This window comes from Novosphingobium sp. BF6, assembly GCF_058273105.1.
The window spans coordinates 81,221-104,715 of the sequence record NZ_CM177776.1 but is presented as its reverse complement, the minus strand read 5'-3'; the positions used below and the strand labels follow the sequence as shown (position 1 = coordinate 104,715).

General features: G+C 61.8%; 22 protein-coding genes. 13 read left to right on the top strand and 9 right to left on the bottom strand.

Annotated features, from left to right (window positions below):
* Positions 1-12 precede the first annotated feature (12 nt).
* Positions 13-1,641 carry a thiamine pyrophosphate-binding protein gene (locus tag AC4D6D_RS15955; RefSeq protein WP_491328063.1) on the top strand — a complete coding sequence of 543 codons (1,629 nt, stop codon included), beginning with the start codon at positions 13-15 and terminating at the stop codon, positions 1,639-1,641.
* 53 nt (positions 1,642-1,694) lie between these two features.
* On the opposite strand, the gene AC4D6D_RS15950 is transcribed toward AC4D6D_RS15955, so the two are convergent.
* A complete protein-coding gene (locus AC4D6D_RS15950; RefSeq protein ID WP_491328062.1) occupies positions 1,695-2,273 on the bottom strand; it encodes an NADPH-dependent FMN reductase in 579 nt (192 codons plus the stop codon).
* Between the two features lie 68 nt (positions 2,274-2,341).
* On the bottom strand, positions 2,342-3,004 hold the full coding sequence (locus AC4D6D_RS15945; protein ID WP_491328061.1) for a VOC family protein: 663 nt from the start codon (positions 3,002-3,004) through the stop codon (positions 2,342-2,344).
* Between the two features lie 174 nt (positions 3,005-3,178).
* On the opposite strand from AC4D6D_RS15945, the gene AC4D6D_RS15940 reads away from it, so the two are divergent.
* Positions 3,179-4,321, top strand: a complete 1,143-nt coding sequence (locus AC4D6D_RS15940) for an acyl-CoA dehydrogenase family protein (protein ID WP_491328060.1) — start codon at positions 3,179-3,181, stop codon at positions 4,319-4,321.
* 91 nt (positions 4,322-4,412) lie between these two features.
* On the opposite strand, the gene AC4D6D_RS15935 is transcribed toward AC4D6D_RS15940, so the two are convergent.
* Together AC4D6D_RS15935 and AC4D6D_RS15930 are read right to left on the bottom strand one after the other, a co-directional pair.
* Positions 4,413-5,051, bottom strand: coding sequence for a TetR/AcrR family transcriptional regulator (locus AC4D6D_RS15935; RefSeq protein ID WP_491328059.1), 639 nt, complete (start codon positions 5,049-5,051; stop codon positions 4,413-4,415).
* Positions 5,052-5,095: 44 nt separating this feature from the next.
* Positions 5,096-6,148 carry an amidohydrolase family protein gene (locus tag AC4D6D_RS15930; protein WP_491328058.1) on the bottom strand — a complete coding sequence of 351 codons (1,053 nt, stop codon included), beginning with the start codon at positions 6,146-6,148 and terminating at the stop codon, positions 5,096-5,098.
* A 107-nt stretch (positions 6,149-6,255) separates the two neighbouring features.
* Here AC4D6D_RS15930 and AC4D6D_RS15925 point away from each other — a divergent pair, with 107 nt between their 5' ends.
* From AC4D6D_RS15925 to AC4D6D_RS15910, 4 genes are all read left to right on the top strand, one after another.
* On the top strand, positions 6,256-6,543 hold the full coding sequence (locus AC4D6D_RS15925; RefSeq protein ID WP_491328057.1) for a 2Fe-2S iron-sulfur cluster-binding protein: 288 nt from the start codon (positions 6,256-6,258) through the stop codon (positions 6,541-6,543).
* 65 nt (positions 6,544-6,608) lie between these two features.
* The gene (locus AC4D6D_RS15920) at positions 6,609-7,580 is read left to right on the top strand and encodes a fumarylacetoacetate hydrolase family protein (protein ID WP_491328056.1); all 972 of its coding nucleotides are present in this window, start codon (positions 6,609-6,611) and stop codon (positions 7,578-7,580) included.
* Between the two features lie 7 nt (positions 7,581-7,587).
* A complete protein-coding gene (locus tag AC4D6D_RS15915) occupies positions 7,588-8,367 on the top strand; it encodes a cyclase family protein (protein WP_491328055.1) in 780 nt (259 codons plus the stop codon).
* 3 nt (positions 8,368-8,370) lie between these two features.
* A complete protein-coding gene (locus tag AC4D6D_RS15910; protein ID WP_491328054.1) occupies positions 8,371-9,333 on the top strand; it encodes a fumarylacetoacetate hydrolase family protein in 963 nt (320 codons plus the stop codon).
* Between the two features lie 65 nt (positions 9,334-9,398).
* Here AC4D6D_RS15910 and AC4D6D_RS15905 read toward each other — a convergent pair whose 3' ends face one another.
* On the bottom strand, positions 9,399-10,601 hold the full coding sequence (locus tag AC4D6D_RS15905) for a Gfo/Idh/MocA family protein (protein WP_491328807.1): 1,203 nt from the start codon (positions 10,599-10,601) through the stop codon (positions 9,399-9,401).
* A 332-nt stretch (positions 10,602-10,933) separates the two neighbouring features.
* Here AC4D6D_RS15905 and AC4D6D_RS15900 point away from each other — a divergent pair, with 332 nt between their 5' ends.
* The 5 genes from AC4D6D_RS15900 to AC4D6D_RS15880 are packed head-to-tail and all read left to right on the top strand — an operon-like array spanning position 10,934 to position 16,927.
* The gene (locus AC4D6D_RS15900; protein WP_491328053.1) at positions 10,934-12,034 is read left to right on the top strand and encodes a Gfo/Idh/MocA family protein; all 1,101 of its coding nucleotides are present in this window, start codon (positions 10,934-10,936) and stop codon (positions 12,032-12,034) included.
* Positions 12,035-12,052: 18 nt separating this feature from the next.
* On the top strand, positions 12,053-13,111 hold the full coding sequence (locus AC4D6D_RS15895) for a sugar phosphate isomerase/epimerase family protein (protein ID WP_491328052.1): 1,059 nt from the start codon (positions 12,053-12,055) through the stop codon (positions 13,109-13,111).
* A complete protein-coding gene (locus AC4D6D_RS15890) occupies positions 13,108-13,764 on the top strand; it encodes a gluconate 2-dehydrogenase subunit 3 family protein (RefSeq protein ID WP_491328051.1) in 657 nt (218 codons plus the stop codon). Before AC4D6D_RS15895 ends, AC4D6D_RS15890 begins: the two co-directional genes overlap by 4 nt.
* 17 nt (positions 13,765-13,781) lie before the next feature.
* Positions 13,782-15,476, top strand: a complete 1,695-nt coding sequence (locus tag AC4D6D_RS15885; RefSeq protein WP_491328050.1) for a GMC oxidoreductase — start codon at positions 13,782-13,784, stop codon at positions 15,474-15,476.
* Positions 15,473-16,927: an MFS transporter gene (locus AC4D6D_RS15880; RefSeq protein WP_491328049.1), complete on the top strand. Its 1,455-nt coding sequence runs from the start codon at positions 15,473-15,475 to the stop codon at positions 16,925-16,927. The genes AC4D6D_RS15885 and AC4D6D_RS15880 overlap by 4 nt, the downstream gene beginning before the upstream one ends.
* Before the next feature lie 328 nt (positions 16,928-17,255).
* Here the strand turns inward: AC4D6D_RS15880 and AC4D6D_RS15875 are convergent, their stop codons facing one another.
* Positions 17,256-18,092: a 3-keto-disaccharide hydrolase gene (locus AC4D6D_RS15875; RefSeq protein WP_491328048.1), complete on the bottom strand. Its 837-nt coding sequence runs from the start codon at positions 18,090-18,092 to the stop codon at positions 17,256-17,258.
* A 288-nt stretch (positions 18,093-18,380) separates the two neighbouring features.
* Here AC4D6D_RS15875 and AC4D6D_RS15870 point away from each other — a divergent pair, with 288 nt between their 5' ends.
* Together AC4D6D_RS15870 and AC4D6D_RS15865 are read left to right on the top strand one after the other, a co-directional pair.
* The gene (locus AC4D6D_RS15870; protein WP_491328047.1) at positions 18,381-18,989 is read left to right on the top strand and encodes a TetR/AcrR family transcriptional regulator; all 609 of its coding nucleotides are present in this window, start codon (positions 18,381-18,383) and stop codon (positions 18,987-18,989) included.
* A gap of 141 nt (positions 18,990-19,130) precedes the next feature.
* Positions 19,131-19,985 (top strand): 3-keto-disaccharide hydrolase, encoded by an 855-nt coding sequence (locus AC4D6D_RS15865; RefSeq protein WP_491328046.1) that lies wholly within the window; start codon positions 19,131-19,133, stop codon positions 19,983-19,985.
* Positions 19,986-20,286: 301 nt separating this feature from the next.
* Here the strand turns inward: AC4D6D_RS15865 and dld are convergent, their stop codons facing one another.
* The 3 genes from dld to AC4D6D_RS15850 are packed head-to-tail and all read right to left on the bottom strand — an operon-like array spanning position 20,287 to position 23,492.
* Positions 20,287-21,981 (bottom strand): D-lactate dehydrogenase, encoded by a 1,695-nt coding sequence (dld, locus tag AC4D6D_RS15860; RefSeq protein ID WP_491328045.1) that lies wholly within the window; start codon positions 21,979-21,981, stop codon positions 20,287-20,289.
* A 21-nt stretch (positions 21,982-22,002) separates the two neighbouring features.
* A complete protein-coding gene (locus tag AC4D6D_RS15855) occupies positions 22,003-22,764 on the bottom strand; it encodes an SDR family NAD(P)-dependent oxidoreductase (protein WP_491328044.1) in 762 nt (253 codons plus the stop codon).
* Positions 22,761-23,492 carry an SDR family oxidoreductase gene (locus AC4D6D_RS15850; protein WP_491328043.1) on the bottom strand — a complete coding sequence of 244 codons (732 nt, stop codon included), beginning with the start codon at positions 23,490-23,492 and terminating at the stop codon, positions 22,761-22,763. The genes AC4D6D_RS15855 and AC4D6D_RS15850 overlap by 4 nt, the downstream gene beginning before the upstream one ends.
* Positions 23,493-23,495 lie beyond the last annotated feature (3 nt).

The window sequence follows — 23,495 nt, the reverse complement described above, 5'->3', positions numbered from 1 at the left end:
GAGGATACGACAATGAAAGTGCATCAGGCAGTCGCGCGGTGTCTGGTGGACAACGGGATCGATGCCCTGTTCGGGCTCATCGGTGATGCCAATCTCTACTTGGTCGACGCCTACTCCCGGGACTGCGGAGGCACTTACGTCGCGGCGTCGCATGAAGGCGCCGCGGTCCTCATGGCGATCGGCCATGCCAGCGCGACAGGGCGCATCGGCGCGGCGACCGTGACCCATGGACCGGCCCTGACGAATACCCTGACAGCTCTCGTGGAGGCTGCGCGTGCGCGCCTGCCGCTCTTGCTTCTGTGCGGAGATACCGCCGTCCTCGATCAGGACCACCTGCAGAATATCGCACAGCGCGAACTGATCCTCGCGACAGGCGCCGGCTTCCAGCAGATGCGATCGGCCCAAACCTGCCTTGACGATCTGCTCTCGGCAATGCGCGCGGCGATCCTCGAGCGTCGGCCGGTCGCCTTCAACATGCCTGCCGACCTGCAATGGTCCGAGACCCAGTATCGCAAGCGGTGCGTTTCCTTGCCGAGCGCCCGCTCGCTCGTTCCCATGAGCGAGGATGTCGAGAACGCCATCGGCGTGATTGCAGCGGCGCGTCGCCCAATCGTCCTGGCGGGAAGGGGAGCGGTGGACGCACATTCGCGCGAAGCCCTGATCCGGCTTGCGGACAGGATCGAGGCTCCGCTTGCAACGAGCCTCAAGGCCAAGGATCTCTTTCGCGGTCACCCCTTCAACATGGGCGTATTCGGTACACAGAGCGAGCCGCCCGCCGTCGACCTGATTCTGGAAAGCGATTGCATCATTGCGGTGGGCTGCGGGCTGAACATTTTCACCACAGCCAACCGCGCCTACACCAAAGGCAAGCGGATTGTTCACTGCCATGCCCAGGCCAGCGAAATCGGACGCCATGTGGAGGTCGACGCGGGACTCGTGGGAGATCCCGTTCTTACAATCGAGAACATCATCCACTGGCTCGACGAGGCCGATGTCCCGGGATCGGGCTTCCGGACTCCGCAGGTCGAACAAGCCCTGAGCGAGTACGTTCTGCCTCCGAGGCTGCATGACGTCCGCGGGCTCGGGACGGTGGACATCCGCAATGCACTCGTCAGGCTCAATGACGCTCTTCCGCGGAACCGTGTTCTGGTCAGTGACGGCGGTCGCTTCCAGGGTGAGGTATGGCGGGCGATTGATGCCGTCGACCCGCAATCCTTTGTCTACACCATCAATTTCGGATCGATCGGAATGGGCATGTCAGAGGCCATCGGCGCCGCCGTGGCATTTCCGGACCGGCCCGTGGTGATGGCCTGCGGCGATGGCGGCTATATGCTGGGAGGGCTTACGGAGTTTCACACCGCGGTCAGGAACCGGCTCGATATGATCGTGATCATATGCAACGACGGAGGCTATGGCGCGGAGCATGTGCAGCTCCGCAACAAGGACATGGACCCCTCGCTTACACTGCTCGACTGGCCCGATTTTGCCTCTGTTGCCCAGGCCATGGGCGGGACCGGTATCAGGGTCTCGTCGGAAGCAGAACTTCTTCAGGCCATTGCGCTCATCGCCAGTCGCGATCGGCCGCTGTTGATCGACCTGAGGCTGGATCCCGATCGCATTCCAGACGTCACCTATGCCTGAGACGGAGCCGGTGCAGTAGTGGGACCCCCGCTGCACCAGCTCCGCCTTGGCGATTACGCCACGGACTGGGCCGCGCGGTTGAGGCCCAGGCTGGCGGCGGCCATCACCTGACTTCCTACAAGCTCGAGCTGGAGCTTTATCGTCTCGTCCGTGCAGGCCCCGTCCAGAAACAGGCCGGTTTGGGATTTCACCGCAGCGCCGTAAGGCGTCGGCCAGCCTCGCAGCGAATGCACCACTGCGCGCAGCGTCGCCATCGTGCTGCCCGTGCCCTGCCATCCGTAGGCTGTCGTGATCAGTCCCACGGGCAGATCCTGAAAGTACGGGCGCTCGTCCCTTGCGGTTTCCTCCAGGTAGTCGATGGCATTCTTCACGAGTCCGGAGATGGTACCGTGATAGGCCGGACTGGCGAGAATGACCCCGTCCGCTTGCCTGAGTGCGGCGATCAATTCGTTCCCCGTCGGATTTCCTCTAGCCTCGTCGGTGCCGTAGTGCGGGAGGCGGACGAGCTGCTGGCATCCGAATATGGTGACACAGGCGCCGCGGTCCCGGGCAGCATGCGCTGCGATTTCGAGCGCGGTCTCGACGGAGGAACCCGGGCGGGTGGTCCCTCCGATGGCAAGAATGTTGGTCATGACTCCACCTGCTGTCGGTTAGGGAAGGGGAGCGGGTACGCGCTCCCCTTCGTGCGAGTAGGGAGTGCTCAGAGTTTTCCGGCTTCGATGAGCGGCCGGCAGTATTCCCGGTTCTGTAGATCAGAAACGGGCACCCCGCTTTCGTACAGGCCGACCAGCTTTTCCATGCTGAGAGGCAAGTAGACTTCCGAATATTGCATTTGCTCCCTGGGCGTATTGTACTGCTGATAAAGAGCGAAGAGCGTTTCGGCCTTGCTCGTCATGTGGCACAGGAGTTCCACGCGGTTGCCGTCGGGATCCTCGTAATCCATCGTCAGTTCCCAGCCGCCGTGTCGTGCCGAACGCGGCCAGATGCCGAGCTCATCGTGAATGCGTCGCGCGGTCAGGAGGATTGCCTCGAAGTCGTGATACTTCCAGGTGCTGTGCTCGAGTCGGCAGCCGCGCTGCGGCGCCAGGCGGCCCTCTTCTTCCGGAACGTCCGCCAGCACGTTGACGATGCCGAGCCGGTGGTTTTCGTCATCGTGGCTGAGCGAGATGAATTCGAAGTTGGCGTAAGCGAAGCGGAACACGAACCGCATGTTCAGAACGACCTGATAGAACTTCACCAGATCGTCGATGCCCGGCCCCACATGATTGATGGACAAGTGAAGCATTTCGACAGGAGCGGGATAGCTCCGGTCGCGCGGGCCACCGAAAATCACCTGATCGGGGGCATTGTACTTTTCAATCATCCTTCTTCTCCCAAGTGGCCGTGGCTTTCGGGGCCATGCGACGATCTGAATCCGGCAGGGCCATCCTCGACGATTTTGCGGTATTGTACGGTCGTCCAGTTTATGGAATAACGGAAGGGTGTCAAGGCGGAGCGACAATCGCCCAGCCATGACGAAATCACCGGGAGAGAGATCATGGCAACGACCTACGTAGAGACCATCAAGAATCGGAATCACGGGGATGAACGGGTGGAATTCGAAGCGCTTATCGCAGGCGCGCGCATCGTCGCGAGCCTGGCCAATGCGCGGGCTCCCGAGACCGAACGAAACCGGATGGTGTCAGGAGAACTCGTGGAGGCCATGTGGGAACATCGCTTGCTCGACGTGCTCAAGCCTGTCCGGTTCGGCGGGCAGGGTCTAACCATGATGGAATTCAACACGCTGGTCTACGAAATCGCCAGAGGCGATGCGTCAACGGCCTGGGTGTTCTCGGTTCTGGCGGGACACGCGAGCAATATCGCCGACTTCTCTGCAGAGGCTCAGGAGGAAGTCTGGGGCGGCAACGGTAAGGCCCTGGTTTCGTCCGCGTTCGCTCCCACCGGCAAAGTGGATCTGATCTCCGGTGGTTATCGGATCAGCGGAAAGTTCCCGTTCTCCAGTGGTTGCGACCATGCCAGCTGGGTCATCGTCGGCGGCATGGCGCCGACGGCGACCGGAGAAATGCGGCCTCTGATCTTCCTGATCCCAAAGAGCGAGATGTCCATTCACGATGACTGGCAGACGATGGGACTACGCGGGACCGGAAGCAAGACGCTGGTCTGCGCTGACGTGCTCGTCCCTGAACATCGGGCCATGCCGATCCCAGCTTTCGAAGGCTCGATTGCCGCGTTCGGATTGCAGTCCGTCATGGTCGGAGCGGCGACCGGCGGCATTGAAAGCTTCGTGCGCGAAACCAAGGATAAGCCCGCAAAGTACGGCTCCGTCGCACCCTCCGAGTCCGACCACGTACAGACCTTGATCGGCGAATCCTGGGCCGATGCCACGACGGCATGGCTGGCCTTGAACCATGCCGTGAAAACCACGCTCGATTACATGGGGCAGAGTGGAGGACAGATTTCGCCCGATCTTGCACTGGCGAACCGGGCCGCGAATTCGGTCCTCAGCCGCCTGACGGTTTCCGCGGTGGAGCGCGTCTACGGCCTTAGCGGAGGGAGCGGCGTTTACGACTCGCACCTTTCTCGCTGTTTCCGCGACGTGCGCGCCGGTTCCCAGCACATGGCGACCAATACCAACATTGCCGGAAGAGCCGTGGGCCTGGCGCTGCTGAAACAGGCCTGAGTTTGGATTGGCCCGGTCCCGTTCCGCAATTTCGCCGCGGATCGGGGCCGCGCTGCCTTCCAAACCGAGGCGATGAGATCGTCGGGCAGCTCTACCGCGGGAGGCTCAGTTCGAGCACCCCAGCTGTTATGAAACGCAGCATCGTCGAATAGACCGTCTCTGAACGACTGGTTTCAGAACCCACGCTCGCGAGAAATTCCTGAGGTGCGCTCTCCTGGGTCATTCCGAGCAGGACCATGAGCGCGTAAGTGAAACCCCGCTGCAGATTGTCGGGGGAGGCGTCGGGCAAGGCGCGCCGCAAGGCGTCGAGAAACGTGTCGGATGTCGAGCGGAACAGTTTGTCCGCAAGCGGCGCCCAGCGTGGATCGCTGTTCACTCTCGCCATGATCAGCACATAGCTTCTGCGCTCGGGCTGATGCATCATATCGAGCACCGGACCGATATAGGCGCCCAGGATCTGCTCTACGCTGGGATCCTCATACTGTCGCAGGCCGTCGAGGCGTTGCTCGTTCACTTCGGCCGAGCGGCGCAAGGTGATAGCCTCGAACATCGCTTCCTTGCTGCCGAAATGGTAAGCCAGCAGGCCCAGCTTGACGTCCGCTTTCGCGGCGATGTCGCGCATAGAGATAGCATCGTAATTGGTCAGGCCGAAGAGCTCTTCGGCAGCATCCAGAATGGTCTGGCGCGTACGCTCGCCTTTGTTGAGCGTTGCAATGTCGGCAGGTTTCATGATCGAGGCCATAGACGCTGCGCAAGTAAGGGGCAAACGGGACGCTATCCCGACATAAGGTTGAGCAGCGCTGCGGCATTGAGGCCAAGGATGCCGGCCTTGTCCTGCGGGGCCAGATCCTGATGAAAGCCCAGTGGATCCGGCTCCGACATATCGAAGGGGTAGTCCGTCCCCAGACAAAGACGGTCGGCGCCATGGGAGCGGACCAGAGCCTCCAGTTCGAGCTTGTCGAACACAAGCGTGTCGAGCCAGACTTGCCTGAGGTAACTGGACGGTTCGCGGGATATGAACTGCCGGCAGTCTTTCCGGGCGCGGAAGGCATGGTCCATGCGTCCCCAGTAGCCGGGGAGAAAGCCGCCACCGTGCGCTACGCAAAGGCGCAAGCGGGGATGGTTTTCGAGAACGCCGTCGAAGATCAAATGACTGAGCGCTATCGTGGACTCCAGGGGATTGCCCAAGATGTTGTCGAGGTAATGCTCGGCGAGACGCTGACCGTGCGTGAAGCCGAGAGGGTGAATGAAGAGAAGCACTCCAAGCTCTTCAGCCGCCGCGAAAAACGGTCGAAGAACCTGGTCCGATAGCTCCATGCCCCCGACGTTCGTGCCGATCTCGATGCCGCGCAGGCCAAGGTCCCTGACGCACCTACGCATCTCTGCGATGGCCAGCTCGGTCTGCTGCAGCGGGACCGTACCCATTCCGACCAGCCTGTCGGGATGCCGTGAACAGGCTTGGGCAATACCGTCGTTCACCAGCCGCGCCGCGTCCCTGCCGAGTTCGGCCGGGGCAAAATAGTAATACTGCCCGGGTGAAGGGCTGATCGCCTGAACATCGATCCCCATGCGATCCATGTCGCTTATTCTCTCGTCTATGCCGTTGAGCTTGGGGCCGATCGCCGCGAACTGCTCGATATTCACTTGCAGGGAGCAGGGCGACATGAATGCGAAGGGATTGGGAAGCGGGGAGATATTTGCCCTGACCAGCTGGTCCGCATCGGGCACGTTGAGATGGCAATGAATGTCAACGACGAGATGCTCACCGCGCTGGCCGATGACTTTCCTGCAGCTTTCATGCCTGCAGTGCTCTTCCTTCGATGCCACCCTCGATCTCCTGTCCTGTCATCTGCCACGATGCTTGGCGACATCTGACGGCTGTGGTATTGTACGATCGTACTATACCTCTCATAGCGTTTGAGGAAGTTCAACCCATGGTGTCGAAAGATGCAGATTCCTTCGAGATCGTCATTGCCAGCACGGGCGCGCGTATTCGGGTCGGAAGCGACCAAACCGCGCTGCAAGCTCTCGAGATGCACGGCGCGCGGGTGACAAGAAGCGGGTGCCGCCTTGGAACCTGCGGCGCATGCCGAACGGGTATACTCAAGGGCATTCCGGATCACCGGGATGACTACCTCACATTGCGGGAAAGGGAAGGCGGCAAGGTCTTCCTGCCGTGCTGTTCGCGATCCTTGACGTCAGAGCTCGTGCTGGACCTTTAGGAATTATGCTGTTGTACGATCGACCAAGTCCGTTCTAGCATCCAGGCAACTGGGAGAGAAACAGAATGAAACTGGTGATGATTCGCAGAGACCAGATGCTTACGAGTGGTTGTCTGATCGGGACGGAAATTCTCGATTTTGACCTCGCGACCGCCGTCATGCCCGAGGCTGGAGACATTCCTCGCGAGCTGTCGTCCATCCTCGACGAGGCGACCGGTTCCCTGTCGCGTGCGCGGGAAATTCACGATCGCGTGTCCGCTGCCGGAAGCTCGACCCTGGAGAGGCTGCGCCAGACGGGCGCCTTGGCGAATGCGGGAGCAGTCGCGCTGGGATCGCCGCTGCCGTCACCGCGCAATCTGTTTCTGCATGGCCAAGCCTACCATAGCCATGCCCGTGATTGGCACGCTGATGCCAGGCCGGACATGCCCGAACATCCCCCGGCGGGCTTCCACAAATCTATAGCCTCAATCGTCGGCCCCGGGGATGCCATAGTCCTGCCCGAGAGGGCGCCGGACAATGTAGACTTCGAAGGCGAGCTTTGCGTGGTTTTCGGCCGGGAATGCCACAACGTCTCCCGGACCGAGGCAATGGACTATGTCGCGGGGTACACAGTGCTCAACGATGTCTCCGCCCGGGACTGGATCCCCCGGATCCGCGACCGTAGTGCGCCTCCGATACCGACGTATTTCGCGCTCAATACGATGTACAAGAACTTTCCGACATTTTGTCCGCTCGGTCCGAACGTCACTACCCGGGACGAGATCCCCGATCATCGCGCGCTCCGGCTGACGACGCGGCTTAACGGAGAAGTGATGCAGGATGCCTCGGTCGCCGACCTGATCTGGGATATTCCCGAACTGATCGAAGCCTATTCCGCAGTGAACCGGTTCATGCCTGGAGACGTTATGAGCACCGGCACTCCCGGAGGCGTCGGGGCTGGGCGCAACCCGCCCCGATTCCTGGCGGACGGCGACGTCGTGGCGATCAGTGTCGAGGGCGTAGGCGAACTCGTGAACCCGGTCGCAGGCTTTATCTGAGCTGGCCGTGCCGCGCCGTTTTGTCGATTTCTCGATCACCCTGTGCAATGACATGGTTAGCGATCCGCCTTTCTTGCGGCCGGAAATTACGTACCAGAGTCATATGGATACCGCGCCGGAGCTCGATATCTTCTTTCCAGGGGGGACGGCAGCGGACACGCCTGACGGGGCAGGGTTCGCCGCTTCGGAGTGGGGGAGGCTGACGACACACAATGGCACGCATCTCGATGCGCCATACCATTACCATCCGACGATGGATGGCGGTCAGCGGGCGATCACGATCGACGAAGTGCCGCTGGAATGGTGCTTCCAACCTGGCGTGAAGCTGGACTTCCGCCACTTCGAGGATGGCCACGTCGTCACGACAAAGGAGGTGAAAGGGGAGCTGGCGCGCATCGGCCACGAGTTGAAGCCGCTCGATATTGTTCGGGTCAACACCGCGGCAGGCAAGGCGCTCGGGCGGTCCGACTTCGTCGATGTGGGCTGCGGCATGGGCTATGAAGCGACTATGTATCTGACCGAGCGCGGCGTGCGTGTGACCGGCACGGATGCCTGGTCCTGGGACGCGCCGTTCAGCCACACCGCAAAGAAGGTTGCCGAAACCGGTGATACCTCGCTGATCTGGGAAGGACACAAGGCCGGCCGCGACAGCGGCTACTGCCACCTTGAAAAGCTGCATAACCTGGAGGCATTGCCCCCGCACGGGTTCACCGTCAGCTGCTTCCCGCACAAGATCAAAGGCGCCTCGGCCGGCTGGACCTGCGCCGTCGCGATCATCGAGGAATAACCCTTGCGTCTTGCAACTCTCGACAACGGCACGCCGGATGGTCAGCTCATTGTGGTTTCGGCCGACGGCATCCGTGCCCTCCCGGCAGACATACCCAACCTTCTCACCGCCATCACGGACTGGGCCTCGGCCGAGCCGGTCCTGCGCGCCCTGACGGAGCGGGTCGAGGCCAAGCAGGGCGACCTGCTCGATACCGTCCGGCTGCGCGCGCCGCTGCCGCGCACGTGGCAATGGCTCGATGGCTCGGCCTTCAACACGCATGGTCACCTGATGCAGATCGCCTTCAATCTGCCTCCGGTCGAGACGGATCGGCCTCTCATGTACCAGGGCATGTCCGATTGCTTCTATGGCCCGACCGATCCGGTGGCTTTTGTCAGCGAGGCCGACGGTATCGACTTCGAAGGCGAGTTCGGCGTCATCGTCGATGCCGTGCCGATGGGCGTTACGCCGGAGCAGGCGCTGTCGCACATCAAGCTGGTCGTCCAGATCAACGACTGGTCGCTGCGCGCAATCGCGCCCGTCGAGATGAAGACCGGTTTTGGTTGGGTCCAGGCTAAGCCTCCGTGCTCGGTCGCGCCGTTTGCGGTGACGCCTGACGCCTTGGGCGACGCATGGAAAGGCGGACGCCTGCACCTGGACCTCGTCATCGACTGGAACGGCAAGCGCTTTGGGCAGGCCACTGGTGCTGTCATGGACGTGGGTTTTCACGACCTGATCGCCCACGCCGCGCGTACCCGAGATCTCGTGGCCGGCACGATCATCGGCTCCGGCACTGTCTCCAACCCGAGCTACGCGCAGGTCGGCTCAAGCTGCATCTCCGAGGTGCGCGCCATTGAGATCATCCGCGACGGCACGCCCGCTACCTCTTTCATGCACTTTGGCGATACGATCCGCATGGAAGCGCAAACGGCCAAAGGCTATGCGCCTTTCGGCACGATCGATCAGGAGGTCGTTGCCGCGATCTGACAGGTCCCGGCACTAGGTCCCACGGGCTCTGCGATCGTGACAGCGATCGCAGAGCCTTTTCATACTCAATGCTCGAGGCGAATTAACGGGGCGCTATCGCCGTCCGATCTGTCCTCGAAGTCGAACGGCGACGGCATCATCGCAAGCAAGTCGGCATCCTCTACAGGGTCGACCGGACGTGGGCGCTCGCAGGTCGTGCGAAGCGTGACGACGGCATGCTCCTTCGCAGACCTGACGATTGCCTGCATGACCTCTACGGTATGCACGATGAGCGCCTCGTTGGTTCGGTGGGAAATTCCGGTGCGGATGGCGAGGGCCATTTCAACAAGGCCAACTCCGCGGTAATCGCCGACCGGCTGGCCGGCGTGATTGAGCCGGTTGGGCTTGCCTAACACTTCGTCTTCGGCACCAAGTGCCGATTTGCCGACGAGCGGCTGGAAAAGTTGCGCATCGCCGCTGAAGAAGATCGGGTTTGCCAGCGTCAGAAATCCGCCCGATCCGAACAGCTCGCCCGGGCGCAGCATCGGCATCGCGACATCCAGCGACAACGTCATCTGTACCGAAGTTTTTTCGAATTCGAGTGTAGCGCAAAAGGTCGTATCGACCGAAACGGCGAAACGCTTGCCGGCCTCGGGGCCACGCAGGATCGAACGTTCCGATTGCCCGCGACCGGAAGCGCAGTGCACCCGCCGGACAGGCCCGAGCAGATGGATCCACTGGAGGATGTAGTAAGGACCTGAATCGTAGGGGGCCTCGCCTCCGGATTCGTAGAATTGGGCCGGATTGGGGTGAAACAGTTCGAGGCCCGGCAAACCCACGAATGACTGTCCGAAAACGGGTTCGCCGATTAGGCCTGCGTCAAGGGCGCGGCGGGCTGCCTGGTGTGCACTGCCGAAAAAGGTATTGGGTGCGCTTCCGATCAGCAGGCCGCGTTCCCTGGCGATTGCCGCCAGTTTCTCGGCGACGTCAAGATCGAGTGCGAAGGGTTTTTCGCAGTAAAGGTGCTTGCCGGCCCGCAGAATCTGCTCGTTGAGCTCCTCGTGCACGACACCCGGCGTCAGATTGACGACGAGTTCCACCTCCGGATCGTCCAGTAACTGCTCGACATGGCAGGCCCTGACGCCCAGTTCCCGCGCCTTTTCCGCAATCATATCGGGACGACGGGTGGCAAGAGCTTTCAACTTCAGCGCCGGCGAGCGTGAAATGGTGCTCAGATAGACTTCGCTGATATCGCCGACGCCGATCACGCCAAGGCAGATGGGTTGCATGTCCACGCAATTCTCCCTTTCGATTTTCTGATGGGAATTTCAGTTCCGGGGCACCGGCCGGTCAGATGCCGTCTTGAATGATGGCGGCACCCGCATTGTCATGCGCACTTCCATGTGGAGCGAGTTCAAGAACGTAGTCGCCATATTCCAGTGGGATCGTGTCATTCACGAAAGCGCCCCCGGACTGCTGTCGATTGCTCGCCTCATTATCGCTTCTCCGAGCGGCCCGGATGCATTTGACACACCTTCTTTCCCAAACTAATCACGACTTAGATTAAACGAGGATATGCTCGTTAGCAACAAGGAGCAGGGGATTGATGCGAAGGCTGCGGATGGCGATGATCGGCGGGGGGGCGGGATCGTTCATCGGACCCATCCACCGTATTGCGGCGGAGCTCGATCGTGAAATCGAACTCGTCGCCGGCGTTTTCTCGAGTGCACCGGAGCGCAGCCGGGAAGCAGGCGATCGTTACGGTATCGACCCCCAGCGCGCATATCCGACTCTGGAGGCGATGTTCGAGGGTGAGTCAGGCCGTCAGGACAGGATCGACTTCGTGTCGATCGTCACTCCAAACCATCATCACCTCCCGGCAGCGCGCGCTGCGCTGGGCGCAGGTTACCCAGTCATCAGCGACAAGCCCGCGACCTCCAGCCTGGGAGAGGCGCGGGAACTTGCACAACTGGTCGCAGCATCCGGTCTGCAATATGGGCTGACCCAAACCTACTCGGGCTATCCGCTTGTACGCGAAGCCCGGTCCCAGGTCGCTTCGGGCGTGCTTGGCGAGATCCGCAAGGTGGTCGTCGAATACCCGCAAGGATGGCTCGCGGGCGAAGCCAGCGGCAAACAGGCCGAGTGGCGGACCGATCCGGCAAGATCGGGCGAGGGAGGCTGCATCGGTGATATCGGCACGCACGCATTCCACCTCGCCGAATTCATCACCGGTCTCAAGGTGACCCGGATTCTGGCCGACGTCGGTACGGTGGTGCCGGGACGATCGCTCGACGATGACTGTTCGGTTCTGCTCCGCTTCGAAAACGGTGCGCGCGGCGTACTTCTCGCCAGCCAGATCGAAGTGGGCGAACTAAACGGTCTGCGTATCCGGCTGTACGGCGAGAAGGCAGGGCTCAGCTGGGCCCAGGAGAACCCGAACGTCCTTTTCGTCAACACGAGCGATGGGCAATCCAAGATCATCCGCGCGGGAACCGGACTGCTCGGAGCAGAGGCGGTCAGCGCGACCCGTACGCCGGGCGGCCACCCTGAGGGATATCTGGAAGCCTTCGCCAACATCTATCGTGACTTTGCGGCGACCCTGCGCGGCGAGCCTGCCCCACTGCTTCCGGGCATCGAGGACGCGCTTCGCGGCATGACCTTCATTGCCACATCGGTCGAGGCAAGCCGCAGCGGCGAAGGCTGGGTCGAACTGCGCGTCTGACGGAACGGGAGAAAAGAAGTGAAGACGATCAAGGGACCGGGCATCTTCCTGGCACAGTTCGCTGGCAGTGAGGCACCCTTCAATTCGCTGACCAGTATAGCCGATTGGGCTGCCTCGCTAGGTTACAAAGGGGTCCAGATCCCGAGCTGGGACAACCGCCTGTTCGACCTGAGGCGGGCGGCCGCCAGCCAGGACTATTGCGACGAGATCAAGGGGCAGCTGGATGAGCGGGGCCTGTCCATCACGGAACTGTCGACCCATCTTCAGGGGCAGCTCGTGGCCGTCCACCCCGCCTACGACCCGCAGTTCGACGGATTCACCGTTCCCGAGCACCGAGGCAAACCGGCGGATCGGCAAGCCTGGGCGGTCGAGCAGCTCAAGCTCGCGGCGACCGCTAGCCGGCGTCTGGGCCTCTCCACGCATGCAAGTTTTTCAGGGGCCTTGGCTTGGCCTTACTTCTATCCCTGGCCCCAGCGGCCCGCAGGGCTTGTCGAGGATGCCTTCGACGAGCTTGCCCGCCGGTGGAAGCCCATCCTCGACGTCTTCGACGAGAACGGCGTCGATATCGGCTACGAGATCCATCCGGGCGAGGATCTCCATGATGGAGCCACGTTCGAGATGTTCCTGGAGCGCGTTGGAAATCATCCCCGAGCGAACATTCTCTACGATCCCAGCCATTTCGTGCTGCAGCAGCTCGACTACCTAGCCTTTCTCGACATCTACCACGAGCGCGTGAAGTGCTTCCATGTCAAGGACGCCGAGTTCCGACCCAACGGTCGCGTCGGTGTCTACGGCGGTTACCAGTCCTGGGTCGATCGGCCCGGACGGTTCCGCTCGCTCGGCGACGGGCAGGTGGACTTCGTCCAGATCTTTTCGAAAATGGCCCAGTACGACTATGCAGGCTGGGCCGTCCTAGAGTGGGAGTGCGCGCTCAAGCACCCCGAAGTAGGGGCGGCGGAAGGTGCACCTTTCATTGAGCGTCATATCATTCGCGTCACCGATCATGCGTTCGACGACTTCGCGGACAGTGGCAGCGATCGCGCGCTCAATGCCAGGCTGATGGGCCTGTCCCAGTGACCCATCGGTCACCAGGGCTCTCCCCATCGACGGAAGGCTGGAACAGGCGGGAATTCATCGGTGCTGCCGCGCTTGTCGCTCTTGCGGCTGGCATCCCCGCCGCCGCAGTCAGACTGACCGATCTCGATGCCGAGGACCTTCCCGATGAAGCTCAGCGCAGGCTGATCGCGCAGGTCTGCCAGATCGTACTACCAAGGACAGGTACGCAAGGGGCGGGAGACGTGGGCGTGGGGGACTTCGTGATCCTCGCTCTGGCTCATGGTCTCGACGCCACGAAAGCTCCGATGGCAAGCGCGCAAGTGCCGAACTTTGCCGGCCACGCACGGCACGACGGCTCGCTGCGCTACCTCGACTGGCTGGAGGCCGAGCTTGACGCCAGAGCGGGAGGCTACTGGCTGGGCCGTCCGTTGCAGACGCAGAAAGATGCACTTTCCTCGCTCGACGCCGCTTCTTACCCACCGCCGGGGCAGGACGGGTTCTTCCCCTGGCAGAAGATCAAGGGTCTCATTCTGACCGGGTATTACACGAGCGAAGAAGGGGCATCCCATGAACTCCGCTTCGAATTGACGCCTGGTCGCTTCGACAGCGATCTCCCTCTGAAGCCCGGCACCATAGCGCTCTCGAGCGACTGGAACGCTGTCGATTTCGGCTAGATTTTCGGGAAATGAACATGAGCAGCCATGACTTCGACGCCATCGTTGTCGGATCCGGTATTACAGGCGGCTGGGCCGCCAAGGAACTCACGCAAGCCGGTCTGAAGGTCCTGCTCATCGAGCGGGGGCGCAAGATCGAGCACCAGGTCGACTACGACACCGAACTCAAGACACCCTGGGAGATGGCGTTTCGCGGGCTTGGCGATGCCGATCTCTATGCCCGCGAGTATGCGGTGCAGATGCAAGCCCGCCTGTTCAACGAATACACCCAGAACCATTTCGTAAACGACAAGGAAAACCCATATGTCCGGGGGGCCGAGACCGACTTTCTCTGGCTGCGCGGCTACCAGCTGGGCGGACGTTCGCTGACGTGGGGGCGGCAGACCTACCGCTGGTCGGACTACGATTTCGGCGCGAACAAGCGGGACGGCCACGGTCTCGACTGGCCAATCCGCTACGCCGATCTCGCGCCCTGGTACGATAAGGTCGAGGAGTTCATCGGTGTCTCGGGTGCGCACGAAAATCTGGCGCAACTGCCCGACGGCAAGTTCCAGCCCGCCATGCCGCTCAACGCAGTCGAACTCGCCATGCGCGAAAGACTGGCCGAGCGCTGGCCCGAGCGATGCCTGACCATCGGGCGTACGGCCAACATGACCGAGGCCAAGCCCGAGGAAGGGCGTTCGCAATGCCAGTACCGCAGTATCTGCGGGCGCGGGTGCTCCTACGGAGCCTACTTCTCGACGCAGTCCAGCACGCTGCCGGCGGCGCGCAAGACCGGTAGGCTGACACTCGTGACCGATGCACAAGTCGAGGCGATTGAGTACGATCCGGCCACCGGGCGGGCGACAGGAGTCCGTTGGGTCGAAAAGGGCGGCAGGATGCACCGGGCTGCATCGGCGCGCCTCGTTTTTTTGAATGCGGGGGCGTTCAACTCCGTTCATCTGATGATGAATTCGGCCAGCGAAGCGATGCCGCACGGCCTGGCCAACTCGAGTGGCATTCTGGGCACCCACATCATGGACCATCCTAATGCCATGGTAGGCATGGCGCTGATGCATGGTTTCGAGGAGCATACGAGCTTCGGCAACCGGCCGACCGGCTCCATCATCGCCAGATACCGCAACATGGAGGTAATGGATGGTGAGGGGCACACCCGCGGGTATTCCTATCAGGGCGGAGCCCTGCAGGCGGCCTGGACGCGGGGCAAGCGTCAGCCTGGCCTCGGCGAGGCCTACAAGGACGCGCTGCGCGAAGTCGGGCCTTGGGAAATGGTTCTCATAGCCTATGCCGACTGCCTTCCACGCAAGTCTAACCGCCTGTCGCTCGACCGGACGCGTACCGATGACAACGGGGTTCCGCAGCTCAAGATCGACTTCGCTTTCGGCAAGGAAGAGCACGCCGCGATCGCCCAGGCCCATGCTGACGCGAAGGAAATGCTCGAGGCGGCCGGAGGCACATTCATTGCAGGATTCGACCGGCCGGGGCCCGCAGGAACGGCCATTCACGAGATGGGCGGCGCGCGAATGGGCAACGATCCGTCCCAATCCATCCTCAACCGGTGGAGTCAGGCGCACGACGTGCCGAATTTGTTCGTGACCGACGGCGCGCAGATGAGCTCCTCCGCGTGTCAGAACCCGTCCCTGACCTACATGGCGCTCACTGCCAGAGCTGCCAGCCACGCCGTCTCGCTTATGAAGGAAGGCGTTCTTTGATTTCCTCGCTGGGCAGGCTCGCCCCTGATGAGACATCGCTGACAGCCAGGCAGCGCTCGTTTGCCTTCTTCACCCTCCTTGTCGCGCTCGTCCTTGAAATCGTCGATCTGACGATCGTCAACACCGCCCTGCCGTCAATCGAACGCAACCTCGGAGCCGCCGGCACCCAGTCGCAGTGGATCGTCGCGGGATACTCGCTGAGCTTTGCCACTCTGCTCATCCTGGGCGGGCGACTTGGCGATATTTTCGGGGGGCGCACGATGTTCCTGTTGGGCGTCGCCGGCTTCACCACCGCCTCCGGATTGTGCGGCCTCGCGCATTCGACCGAGCAGCTGGTCGCCGCCCGGTTCCTGCAGGGGGCGACCGGTGCGATCATGGGGCCGCAGGTCATGACCATGATTCAGATCCTTTACGATCCGGTGGAGCGGATCGGACGCATGGCCTGGTTCGGTGTGATCGGTGGGCTTTCCGCCATCGCTGGACCTATTCTCGGCGGACTGCTTATCGCTCTCAATCCCCTGGGGCTGAGTTGGCGCGCCGTTTTCCTCATCAACATTCCCATCGGGATCGCGGCGCTCGTGGCGGGCACCTTGCTCCTGCCCCGGACCGCCCGGTATGCCGAGCGCCGTATCGACTGGATCGGCACGGCCAGTTTCGGTGCGGCCCTGGCCGCTTTTCTGATCCCGTTGATGGAAGGCGGAGACCGAAACTGGAGCGCTCGCTCGCTCGGATGGTTCGTGGTCGCGGCCATGTTGGCCGTCCTCGGGTGGCGAGGCCTGAAGGTGCGGGCTCTCAAGGGCAGACCGGCGATCATTCACCCCCAACTGTTTCGGAACGACACGTTCCGGATCAGCATCCTCATCAGCCTTGCCTTCTCGGCAGCAAATACCGGATTTCTTTTCATTTTCGCTTACGGTCTCCAGCGCGGTCTGGGCTATTCTGCCCTGGGTACAGGCCTGATGCATATGCCTTTCAGCATCGGTGTCATGTTCGGAATGGCGTTCCTGGGCCGCCGCTACCTTGCTCACTACGGCAAGTGGGTCCTCTTCATCGGCTCGCTCGTCATGGCCTCCGGTTGCGGTGCGACTTTGCTCTGGATGGCTTCCGGCAAGCTGAGCTTCATTGTGGTTGCGCCATTCCTCGTCGTTGCCGGTGCGGGTATGGGGATGGTTTCGGGACCGCTCGGATCGGTGGCGGTTTCGCGCGTGGAGAGGCAACAGGCGGGCTCGGCAAGCGGGATGCTAAAGACGGTGCAGCAAATGGGCGGCGCCCTGGGTGTCGCTATTGGCGGTTCAGCCTACTTCATCTTCGAGGGGGCCTATCGGGGGGCAGGTGAACTGGGAGCGCTGGTCCTGGTCGAAATCGCGATGGGTGTTGTCGCGACGCTTGCCCTTCGCTTGCCCAATGACATCTTCGCACGCGCCCCGACTGGGAGTCCTCGCTCCGAATAGTTCAGGCGCGGACGGGCGCGACGTTCGGCTTTGTCCTGACGCTCGCAGGAGGTTGGGGAGAACGCGCCATCCAGCAAGCTGTTGAACGGGCCATCCAAAGCGGGCGCTTCACCGGAATCCGGCCCGGGCGCGGGGACGGCAGGGCTCGGGCCGGACGCGGGCAAGGGGCTGGGCACATTCTGTGCAAGGCGCCCATCCCGCACGTGCCATCCTTTCCTGGACGTCAGAATAAACTGTCGTGAGCGCCAGCGATGCGTGGAGGCGCCGAGCGTGCTGGATAGAAGAACGGCGGCGTTTCTGTCGAAACACCGCCCTGTTGCGTCGATCCCTATCGCAGGTGCCGGATCTTGACGTTGCGGAACATGATTTCCGCGCCCTCGATCTGGAGAAGGATCCGCCCTCGATCCAGCCGCACATACTTCGATTTGTCGGCAGGGTCCTGACGCTGAAGGCCGTATAGAGCGGTAACGATCCGGCCATTCACGATATGCGCTGCGCTGTCGCCCGAGGCGATGAGCTCGACTGTGTTCCAGCCTTCCAACTCGTCGAAGTACCCGTCCGCCCGGATCCACTGGCGAAGGTTGCCGCCGGCATCAACTTGCGGTGCGTATTGCGTGTTGCCCGGAAAGTCCTGCGGCCATGATGGCAGCCCGCCCAGAGATACCGCCTGAATGGCGCGGTGATTGACGGGCAGGGCATCGCCCGTGTTGCGCTCCATGATCTGGTACTCGACGCAATCCGGCCACAGGAACTCGCGGCCCCGGGGAGTATGGTAGAGGATGCCGCTGTCCCGCTTCCACAAGGTGCGCGGTTCGTAGCGGCGCGTACCCCACTTGAACTCGAGGCTCAGGTGATAGTCACCATATTCCTCTTGGGTAGCGAGATAACCCATCCCTGCCTTGGCCGGGCCACGATACGAAGGGCCCAGGATGTGCAGCATGCCGTTCTCGATCGCCACCGTTCCGTCGCGGTCCCTGTCGCCGACCCCGTCCTGGAAGAACGTCCAGCCTGAGAGGTCGCGACCGTTGAACAGAGGCTGCCAGCCGTCTTGCTGGTCGGGCAGTCTTTCATTTGCGATCTTCGTGGGCGCTGCTGCGGTCTCGGAAGTGGCTGCGAGGCCTGCCACTGCCATCAGGCCGAGTGCCTCTCTCCTGGTCGGCTGCATTTTGCACATTTCCTTCCTGTTTTGCCGGGCCGAGCAGGTCCGTTTGGATCCTCGCGGGCGGCATTATCTGTAATCGACTGCGAGACAGGCCGGCGTTCCGGGAAGGGAGGCCAGCTTCCGGTATGTGATTCCCGGATTGCTTGCTGGCGAAGCCGACAACAAAACATTTCCATCCCGAAGCGCGCATGCTATTTAATCAGCGATCAGATTGGAGGCAAGCAGGATATTTCGGCTGGATCGATGTCGGTTTAATGATACCTGCACCTCTTTAGCTGGCAGAAGGGTTCGATGAGCAAAGACAAACCATACCACCGGGAGGATCTGCGCGGTGACCTTCTCAAAGCGGGCCGCGAATATGTAGCCAAGAACGGCCATTTGGGTCTGTCGGTGCGTACTCTCGCGCAGCAGGTCGGCGTGTCTGCCGGCGCGCCATACCACCATTTTCCCGATCGTCGCTCGCTGTTGCTGGCGCTTGCGCTCGCAGGTTTCGAAGACCTGATGAACCATCACGCCGCTGCTGCGGGCCAAGAGCTTCCGAGCCGCGAAAGGCTGAAACAGATGGGGCTCGCGTTCATCCGGTTTTCCGACGAAAACCCGCACCTCGTCGACCTCATGTTTGAAAGCGAACTGACGACCCCGATGGTCGTGCCGGAACTGCTCGAATATCAGTTCATAGGGCACCGTGCTCTTCGCGAGCCAATCCTTGAGACTCTGCCCGGGATTTCCGATGAAGACGCGGATCTGCGGGCCGTCGCCTATTGGTCGACGGTCTACGGCTTCGCTTCGATGCGCAAGAAGGGCGTTCTGCATCCTTATGGTGGCGATACGCTTCCCTCGATCAATATCGCCGAGGCCATCGTCGAGCGGGCTGTCACCGGAGCGCTTGCTGCCGAATAACCCCGGATCCGGCTCCCGGTGGTTACCGTCTATTTCCTCGCCACATACGAACTCGTTCTGTTTGGCTCGGGGTAAATCGCGACCATTGACATTGCCCGGCGAGTCCAACTAATCACCGATTAGTTGGAGGAGGGCCTGATAATGTTTGCGACTGTTACGCGGCGAAAAATGATGGGTGCTGCGCTTGCAACGGGAGTAGCAGGGAGCTTGCCGGCGCGGCTGGCGCTTGCTGCACCGAAAGGGGGCGCGCCCTGGCGACTGCTCTTCAACGGCGTCGACCTGACCGGCTGGAACTTCTTTCAGGAAGGCGTCGGGGAAACGGACAGGCTGGGAGCGGTCGCGATCGAGGACGGCGTGCTGCGGCTTCAGGGGCCTGCCTATGAACCTCAGGGTGAGACAGGTTTTGGCCACCTCGCGACGGCCGAGAGCTTCTCCAACTTTCATCTTCGGCTGGATTTCAAATGGGGCGGGCGCAGGTTCGCTCCCCGTTCGCTAGCGAAGCGTAACAGCGGTATCCTCTATCATATGGCGCCTTCCAAAGGTGTTCTCTACCCGGACTGCATCGAGTTCCAGGTCGAGGAAACCGATGTCGGGGATGCGATCCTGATCAACGTCCAGGGTCTGGAGGGCATCAGCTTGGGAGGCACACCAGTCTGGCCGAACTACCCGCCGTTCCTGCCCAGGACATATTCCGAACCACAGGTCTTCGCAGGTCTCGCACGCCAGTGGTTTCACAAGACCGGCGATTTCGAAATCCGCGACGGGTGGAACACCCTCGACATCATCGCCTTCGAGGACCAGGCCGCGCACCTGGTAAACGGCCGCGTCGTGACCACCATGTTTGGCCTCGTCCAGAAGCCGGAGGAGGGCAAGCCTCGGGTTCCGTTGACGGGCGGGCGAATTGCACTCGAGCTCGAAGGAGCCGAGATTGCATTCAAGAACATCATGATCCGATCGCTTGGGGCAGATGATATAGCGCTGATGCGGAAAGGGTGAAGAGGATGGTCGGCTTGTGGCAGCGAACCGGCCTTTTCGTTCACAGGCAGAAGACGGTATCGTCAGGCCCGGAGCATATGCCTACCCTGCATCGCAGACCCCCTGCCGGCAAACCCGGCGCTCGCCGGTGGGGCAGCTCAAGGAGGGCATGATCCTGGAAGGCGCGGACAAGTGCCATCGCATTGTCCAGAACCGGCGCCTCCCATGAGACAATGAAGGCCGGGTCACGCCGGCCCGTCGCTGCCGCGGTGGGCGAAAGAGATGGACCGGCACGCGGCATTACCGGTTTGCCACTGGTGCATCAGTGCCAGCAGTGGTTACGGCTTGTCTGACCGATTCCCGGGTTCATTGCGTTCGTCGGATCCAGTGTCCGATAGTGCTGCGCCAGCTGCGGCTCAGCCCGATAGAGGTGCCCCACGTTGTGCTCGGCCGGGTACTTGGCTCCCCTTGCATCGAGCTCGTGCCACATCAGATGCTCCGTCTCCACCGCGTCTATGCCCGCGCGAAGTACGTAGTCCTGATGGAAGACATGGCACATGAAGTGTCCGTAATAGAGTGACGTCACGATCCGCGAGGCGATCGGTTGGGGAAGGACTTCGAGCCAGTCACGATCGTTGCGCCTCAGCGCCACATCGAGAGCGATGATGGCTCCCACTTCCCGGCGATGCATCTCGCGATAGCGAATTGCGGCACCGGCAACGGCAAACCGCTGCAGGAAAGCTTTCGCGGCTTCCTTGTCTGTACATTCGAAGACATCCCCCGACTGGCTCGGAAAGACATCTTCCAAAAGCTTTCGCGCTTCATCGATGCCGTTCCCGCCCATCTTCAGGATGAGGTGATGCTCGAAGCGATCCCTCCACTCGCGCATGCGCGACGGAAGGTGTTGTGGAAGCAGATCCGCGATTGCCTGCATGAGCCGGTCGGACAGGTTGTCGGGAAGAAAGCCGAGTCGGTGAGCTAGGCGATCGATACTTGCCTTCAGGGCATAGAGCTTCGGCAACCGGTCGGTCCCGAAACGCTCGATCGCCACGAAGATGTCCTTCCCGTATCGGGCTGCGACGTCGAAGGCTTCGCGATGAATATATTCGCCTGCCACCGGTAGCGTCCGGAACTGACCGAGAATCTGGCGACGCAGCCGGTCGAGTTCATCGGGATCGTTGGTCCCGATGTAGAATGTCGCTGTTCGCTCTTCCTTCGGGAATGTGTCGAGCCGTACCGCGAGCACCATAACCTTGCCAGCACTTCCCGAGGTCTCGAACAGCTTGGCGGGATCGGCATTGTAGCGGGCAGGGGACGGGGCTTCGACATCGCGAACCCTTGCCACATAGTCATGCGAGGAAGCCGCGCGGTTATCGTCCATGACGTCCGCATCCGAGAAGGAGCCTGTGCCAAGCCGTTCGAGAGTTTCCTCCTCGTCCAGACCCAGGTCCAGACCCAGCCGGTTGACGAGTTCGACCTTGCCTTCAGCGCTGACACGCGCGAACAAGGCATATTCCGTATAAGCGGGGCCGCGCTGGACGAGAGCGCCTCCCGAGTTGTTGCATACTCCGCCGACAACGGAGGCCCCGATACACGATGAACCTATGACGGAATGCGGTTCGCGCCTCAGGGGCGCCAGTTTTTTCTCCAGATCGTAAAGAGTGGAGCCTGCAAGGCAGACGACCTGGCGGCCCCCGACGATCGAATGGATGCCGGTGATGCGCAGGGTATTGATGATGACGACAGGCCGGTCGTAAGTGCCCTCGGGCGTCGACCCGCCGGTAAGGCCGGTGTTGGCGGCCTGGGCGATGACAATGACCCCGGCCTCCACACAGGCCCGGAACACCCTGAATTGTTCGAGCGGATTTCCCGGACGCACCACCGCCAGGACTGGCCCGCTACCGTAGCGGTAGCCTTTCGAGAATGGGCGCGTCCGCGATGGCGCGGTCAGGACATGGCGTTTTCCGACAAAGCCGCGCAAGTCGCGCAGGAGCCGGTCGATCGGGGTGGAAGACATGGTATCGAGAATGTCCCCAGGCTAGTATGGCCAGGCGGCCCTGGTGAAGACACCGCCGTCCACCCAGAGCGTCTGTCCGGTCACGAACCGCGCGGCGGGGCCGGCGAAGAACAGCACCGGTCCGGCGATATCCATCGGCGTGCCGACGCGTCCGAGCGGTGTGATTGGAGACCACGATGCGGAATAGTCGGGCGCTTCCTCGGCGGTTCGCTCGGTCGCGATAGCGCCGGGCGCCACGCAGTTGACCGTGATGTCGTACTGACCAAGCTCCACGGCCGCGGACTTTGTGAATTGCTCGATGCCGCCCTTCGAGGCCGTGTAATCGACGAGGTTGGGGAACGCGAGCTTGTTGCACCCCGAACCGATGTTGACGATCGCGCCGCCTTTGCCGGCGTTGGCCATGACCTTGCCGACAACCTGGGTGTTGAGGAAGCATCCCTTGAGGTTGGTCCTGATCACGGCGTCCCACCTTTCCTCGGCAAGCTCGAGGAGAGGTGACCAGGTCTGAATGCCCGCGTTGTTGACAAGCAGGACGGGGCTGCTTCCCGCCCAACCGCAGGCTTCTGCCACGTACGTTTCGATTTCGGCCTTGTTTCCCACGTCGCAACGCACGGCAAGGACGCTGAAGCCATCCGCTATCAAGCGATCGATATTGGCCTCTGCTGCCTCTGCCGAGGAGTTGTAGCTGAAGGCGACGCAGTATCCGGCCTCTGCCAGCGCACGAACAAGGTGGCTGCCGATCCCGGTGCTTCCCCCGGTGACGAGGGCGAGAGGCTTCGTCACAGGCTCATGCCTCCGTCGATGACGAGATTGCTGCCGGTCATGAACCGTGCTTCATCGGAGGCCAGCATCAGCGCGATGTTGGCGATCTCGTCTGGCTGGCCTAGTCGTCCCATCGGCTGGCGCGCTATGAACGCTTCGCGCGCAGACGCTGCATCGCCGGTTGCTGCGAACCGTTCGATAAGCGAGGGACTTTCCACTGTACCTGGGCTGATGGCGTTGCAGCGGATTCCGTTCGCGATGAAGTCCCGGGCCACCGACATCGTAAGCCCGATCACGGCGGCCTTGGTCGTGCCGTAGGCGAAGCGGTTCGGGGCCGCCATCACGCTCGATACCACCGAAGCGATGTTGATGATCGAGCCGTCGCGACGCTCCAGCATCGCGGGAAGGAAAGACCTGATGGTTAGCATTGCAGACCGCAAGTTGATGGATGCACTGCGATCGAAGTCATCGGGCGGGCAATCGAGGATGGTGCCGCTTGCGACATAGCCTACGCAATTGACCAGGACGGAAACCTCCCGGAAAGCGGCAGCGGCCTGTTCGACCGCTGCCTGATCGGTGACGTCCAGTTCGACCGCTTCAATTGCGGTATCGGAAAACGGTGTCGGGAACCGCAGATCCGCGGCGATCACCCGCGCACCCTGCGTCGCAAAATGTTCGGCGATGCTACGGCCGATACCTTGTGCGGCTCCCGTGACGAAGCAGGTCTTGCCTTCCAGACGAGGTTTCATCCG

Bases quoted from the DNA above. Each gene is read 5' to 3' on its own strand.
- AC4D6D_RS15955 (WP_491328063.1), top strand. From the start codon at position 13: ATGAAAGTGCATCAGGCAGTCGCGCGGTGTCTGGTGGACAACGGGATC.
- AC4D6D_RS15950 (WP_491328062.1), bottom strand. From the start codon at position 2,273: ATGACCAACATTCTTGCCATCGGAGGGACCACCCGCCCGGGTTCCTCC.
- AC4D6D_RS15945 (WP_491328061.1), bottom strand. From the start codon at position 3,004: ATGATTGAAAAGTACAATGCCCCCGATCAGGTGATTTTCGGTGGCCCG.
- AC4D6D_RS15940 (WP_491328060.1), top strand. From the start codon at position 3,179: ATGGCAACGACCTACGTAGAGACCATCAAGAATCGGAATCACGGGGAT.
- AC4D6D_RS15935 (WP_491328059.1), bottom strand. From the start codon at position 5,051: ATGAAACCTGCCGACATTGCAACGCTCAACAAAGGCGAGCGTACGCGC.
- AC4D6D_RS15925 (WP_491328057.1), top strand. From the start codon at position 6,256: ATGGTGTCGAAAGATGCAGATTCCTTCGAGATCGTCATTGCCAGCACG.
- AC4D6D_RS15920 (WP_491328056.1), top strand. From the start codon at position 6,609: ATGAAACTGGTGATGATTCGCAGAGACCAGATGCTTACGAGTGGTTGT.
- AC4D6D_RS15905 (WP_491328807.1), bottom strand. From the start codon at position 10,601: ATGCAACCCATCTGCCTTGGCGTGATCGGCGTCGGCGATATCAGCGAA.
- AC4D6D_RS15900 (WP_491328053.1), top strand. From the start codon at position 10,934: ATGGCGATGATCGGCGGGGGGGCGGGATCGTTCATCGGACCCATCCAC.
- AC4D6D_RS15885 (WP_491328050.1), top strand. From the start codon at position 13,782: ATGAGCAGCCATGACTTCGACGCCATCGTTGTCGGATCCGGTATTACA.
- AC4D6D_RS15875 (WP_491328048.1), bottom strand. From the start codon at position 18,092: ATGCAGCCGACCAGGAGAGAGGCACTCGGCCTGATGGCAGTGGCAGGC.
- AC4D6D_RS15870 (WP_491328047.1), top strand. From the start codon at position 18,381: ATGAGCAAAGACAAACCATACCACCGGGAGGATCTGCGCGGTGACCTT.
- AC4D6D_RS15865 (WP_491328046.1), top strand. From the start codon at position 19,131: ATGTTTGCGACTGTTACGCGGCGAAAAATGATGGGTGCTGCGCTTGCA.
- dld (WP_491328045.1), bottom strand. From the start codon at position 21,981: ATGTCTTCCACCCCGATCGACCGGCTCCTGCGCGACTTGCGCGGCTTT.
- AC4D6D_RS15850 (WP_491328043.1), bottom strand. From the start codon at position 23,492: ATGAAACCTCGTCTGGAAGGCAAGACCTGCTTCGTCACGGGAGCCGCA.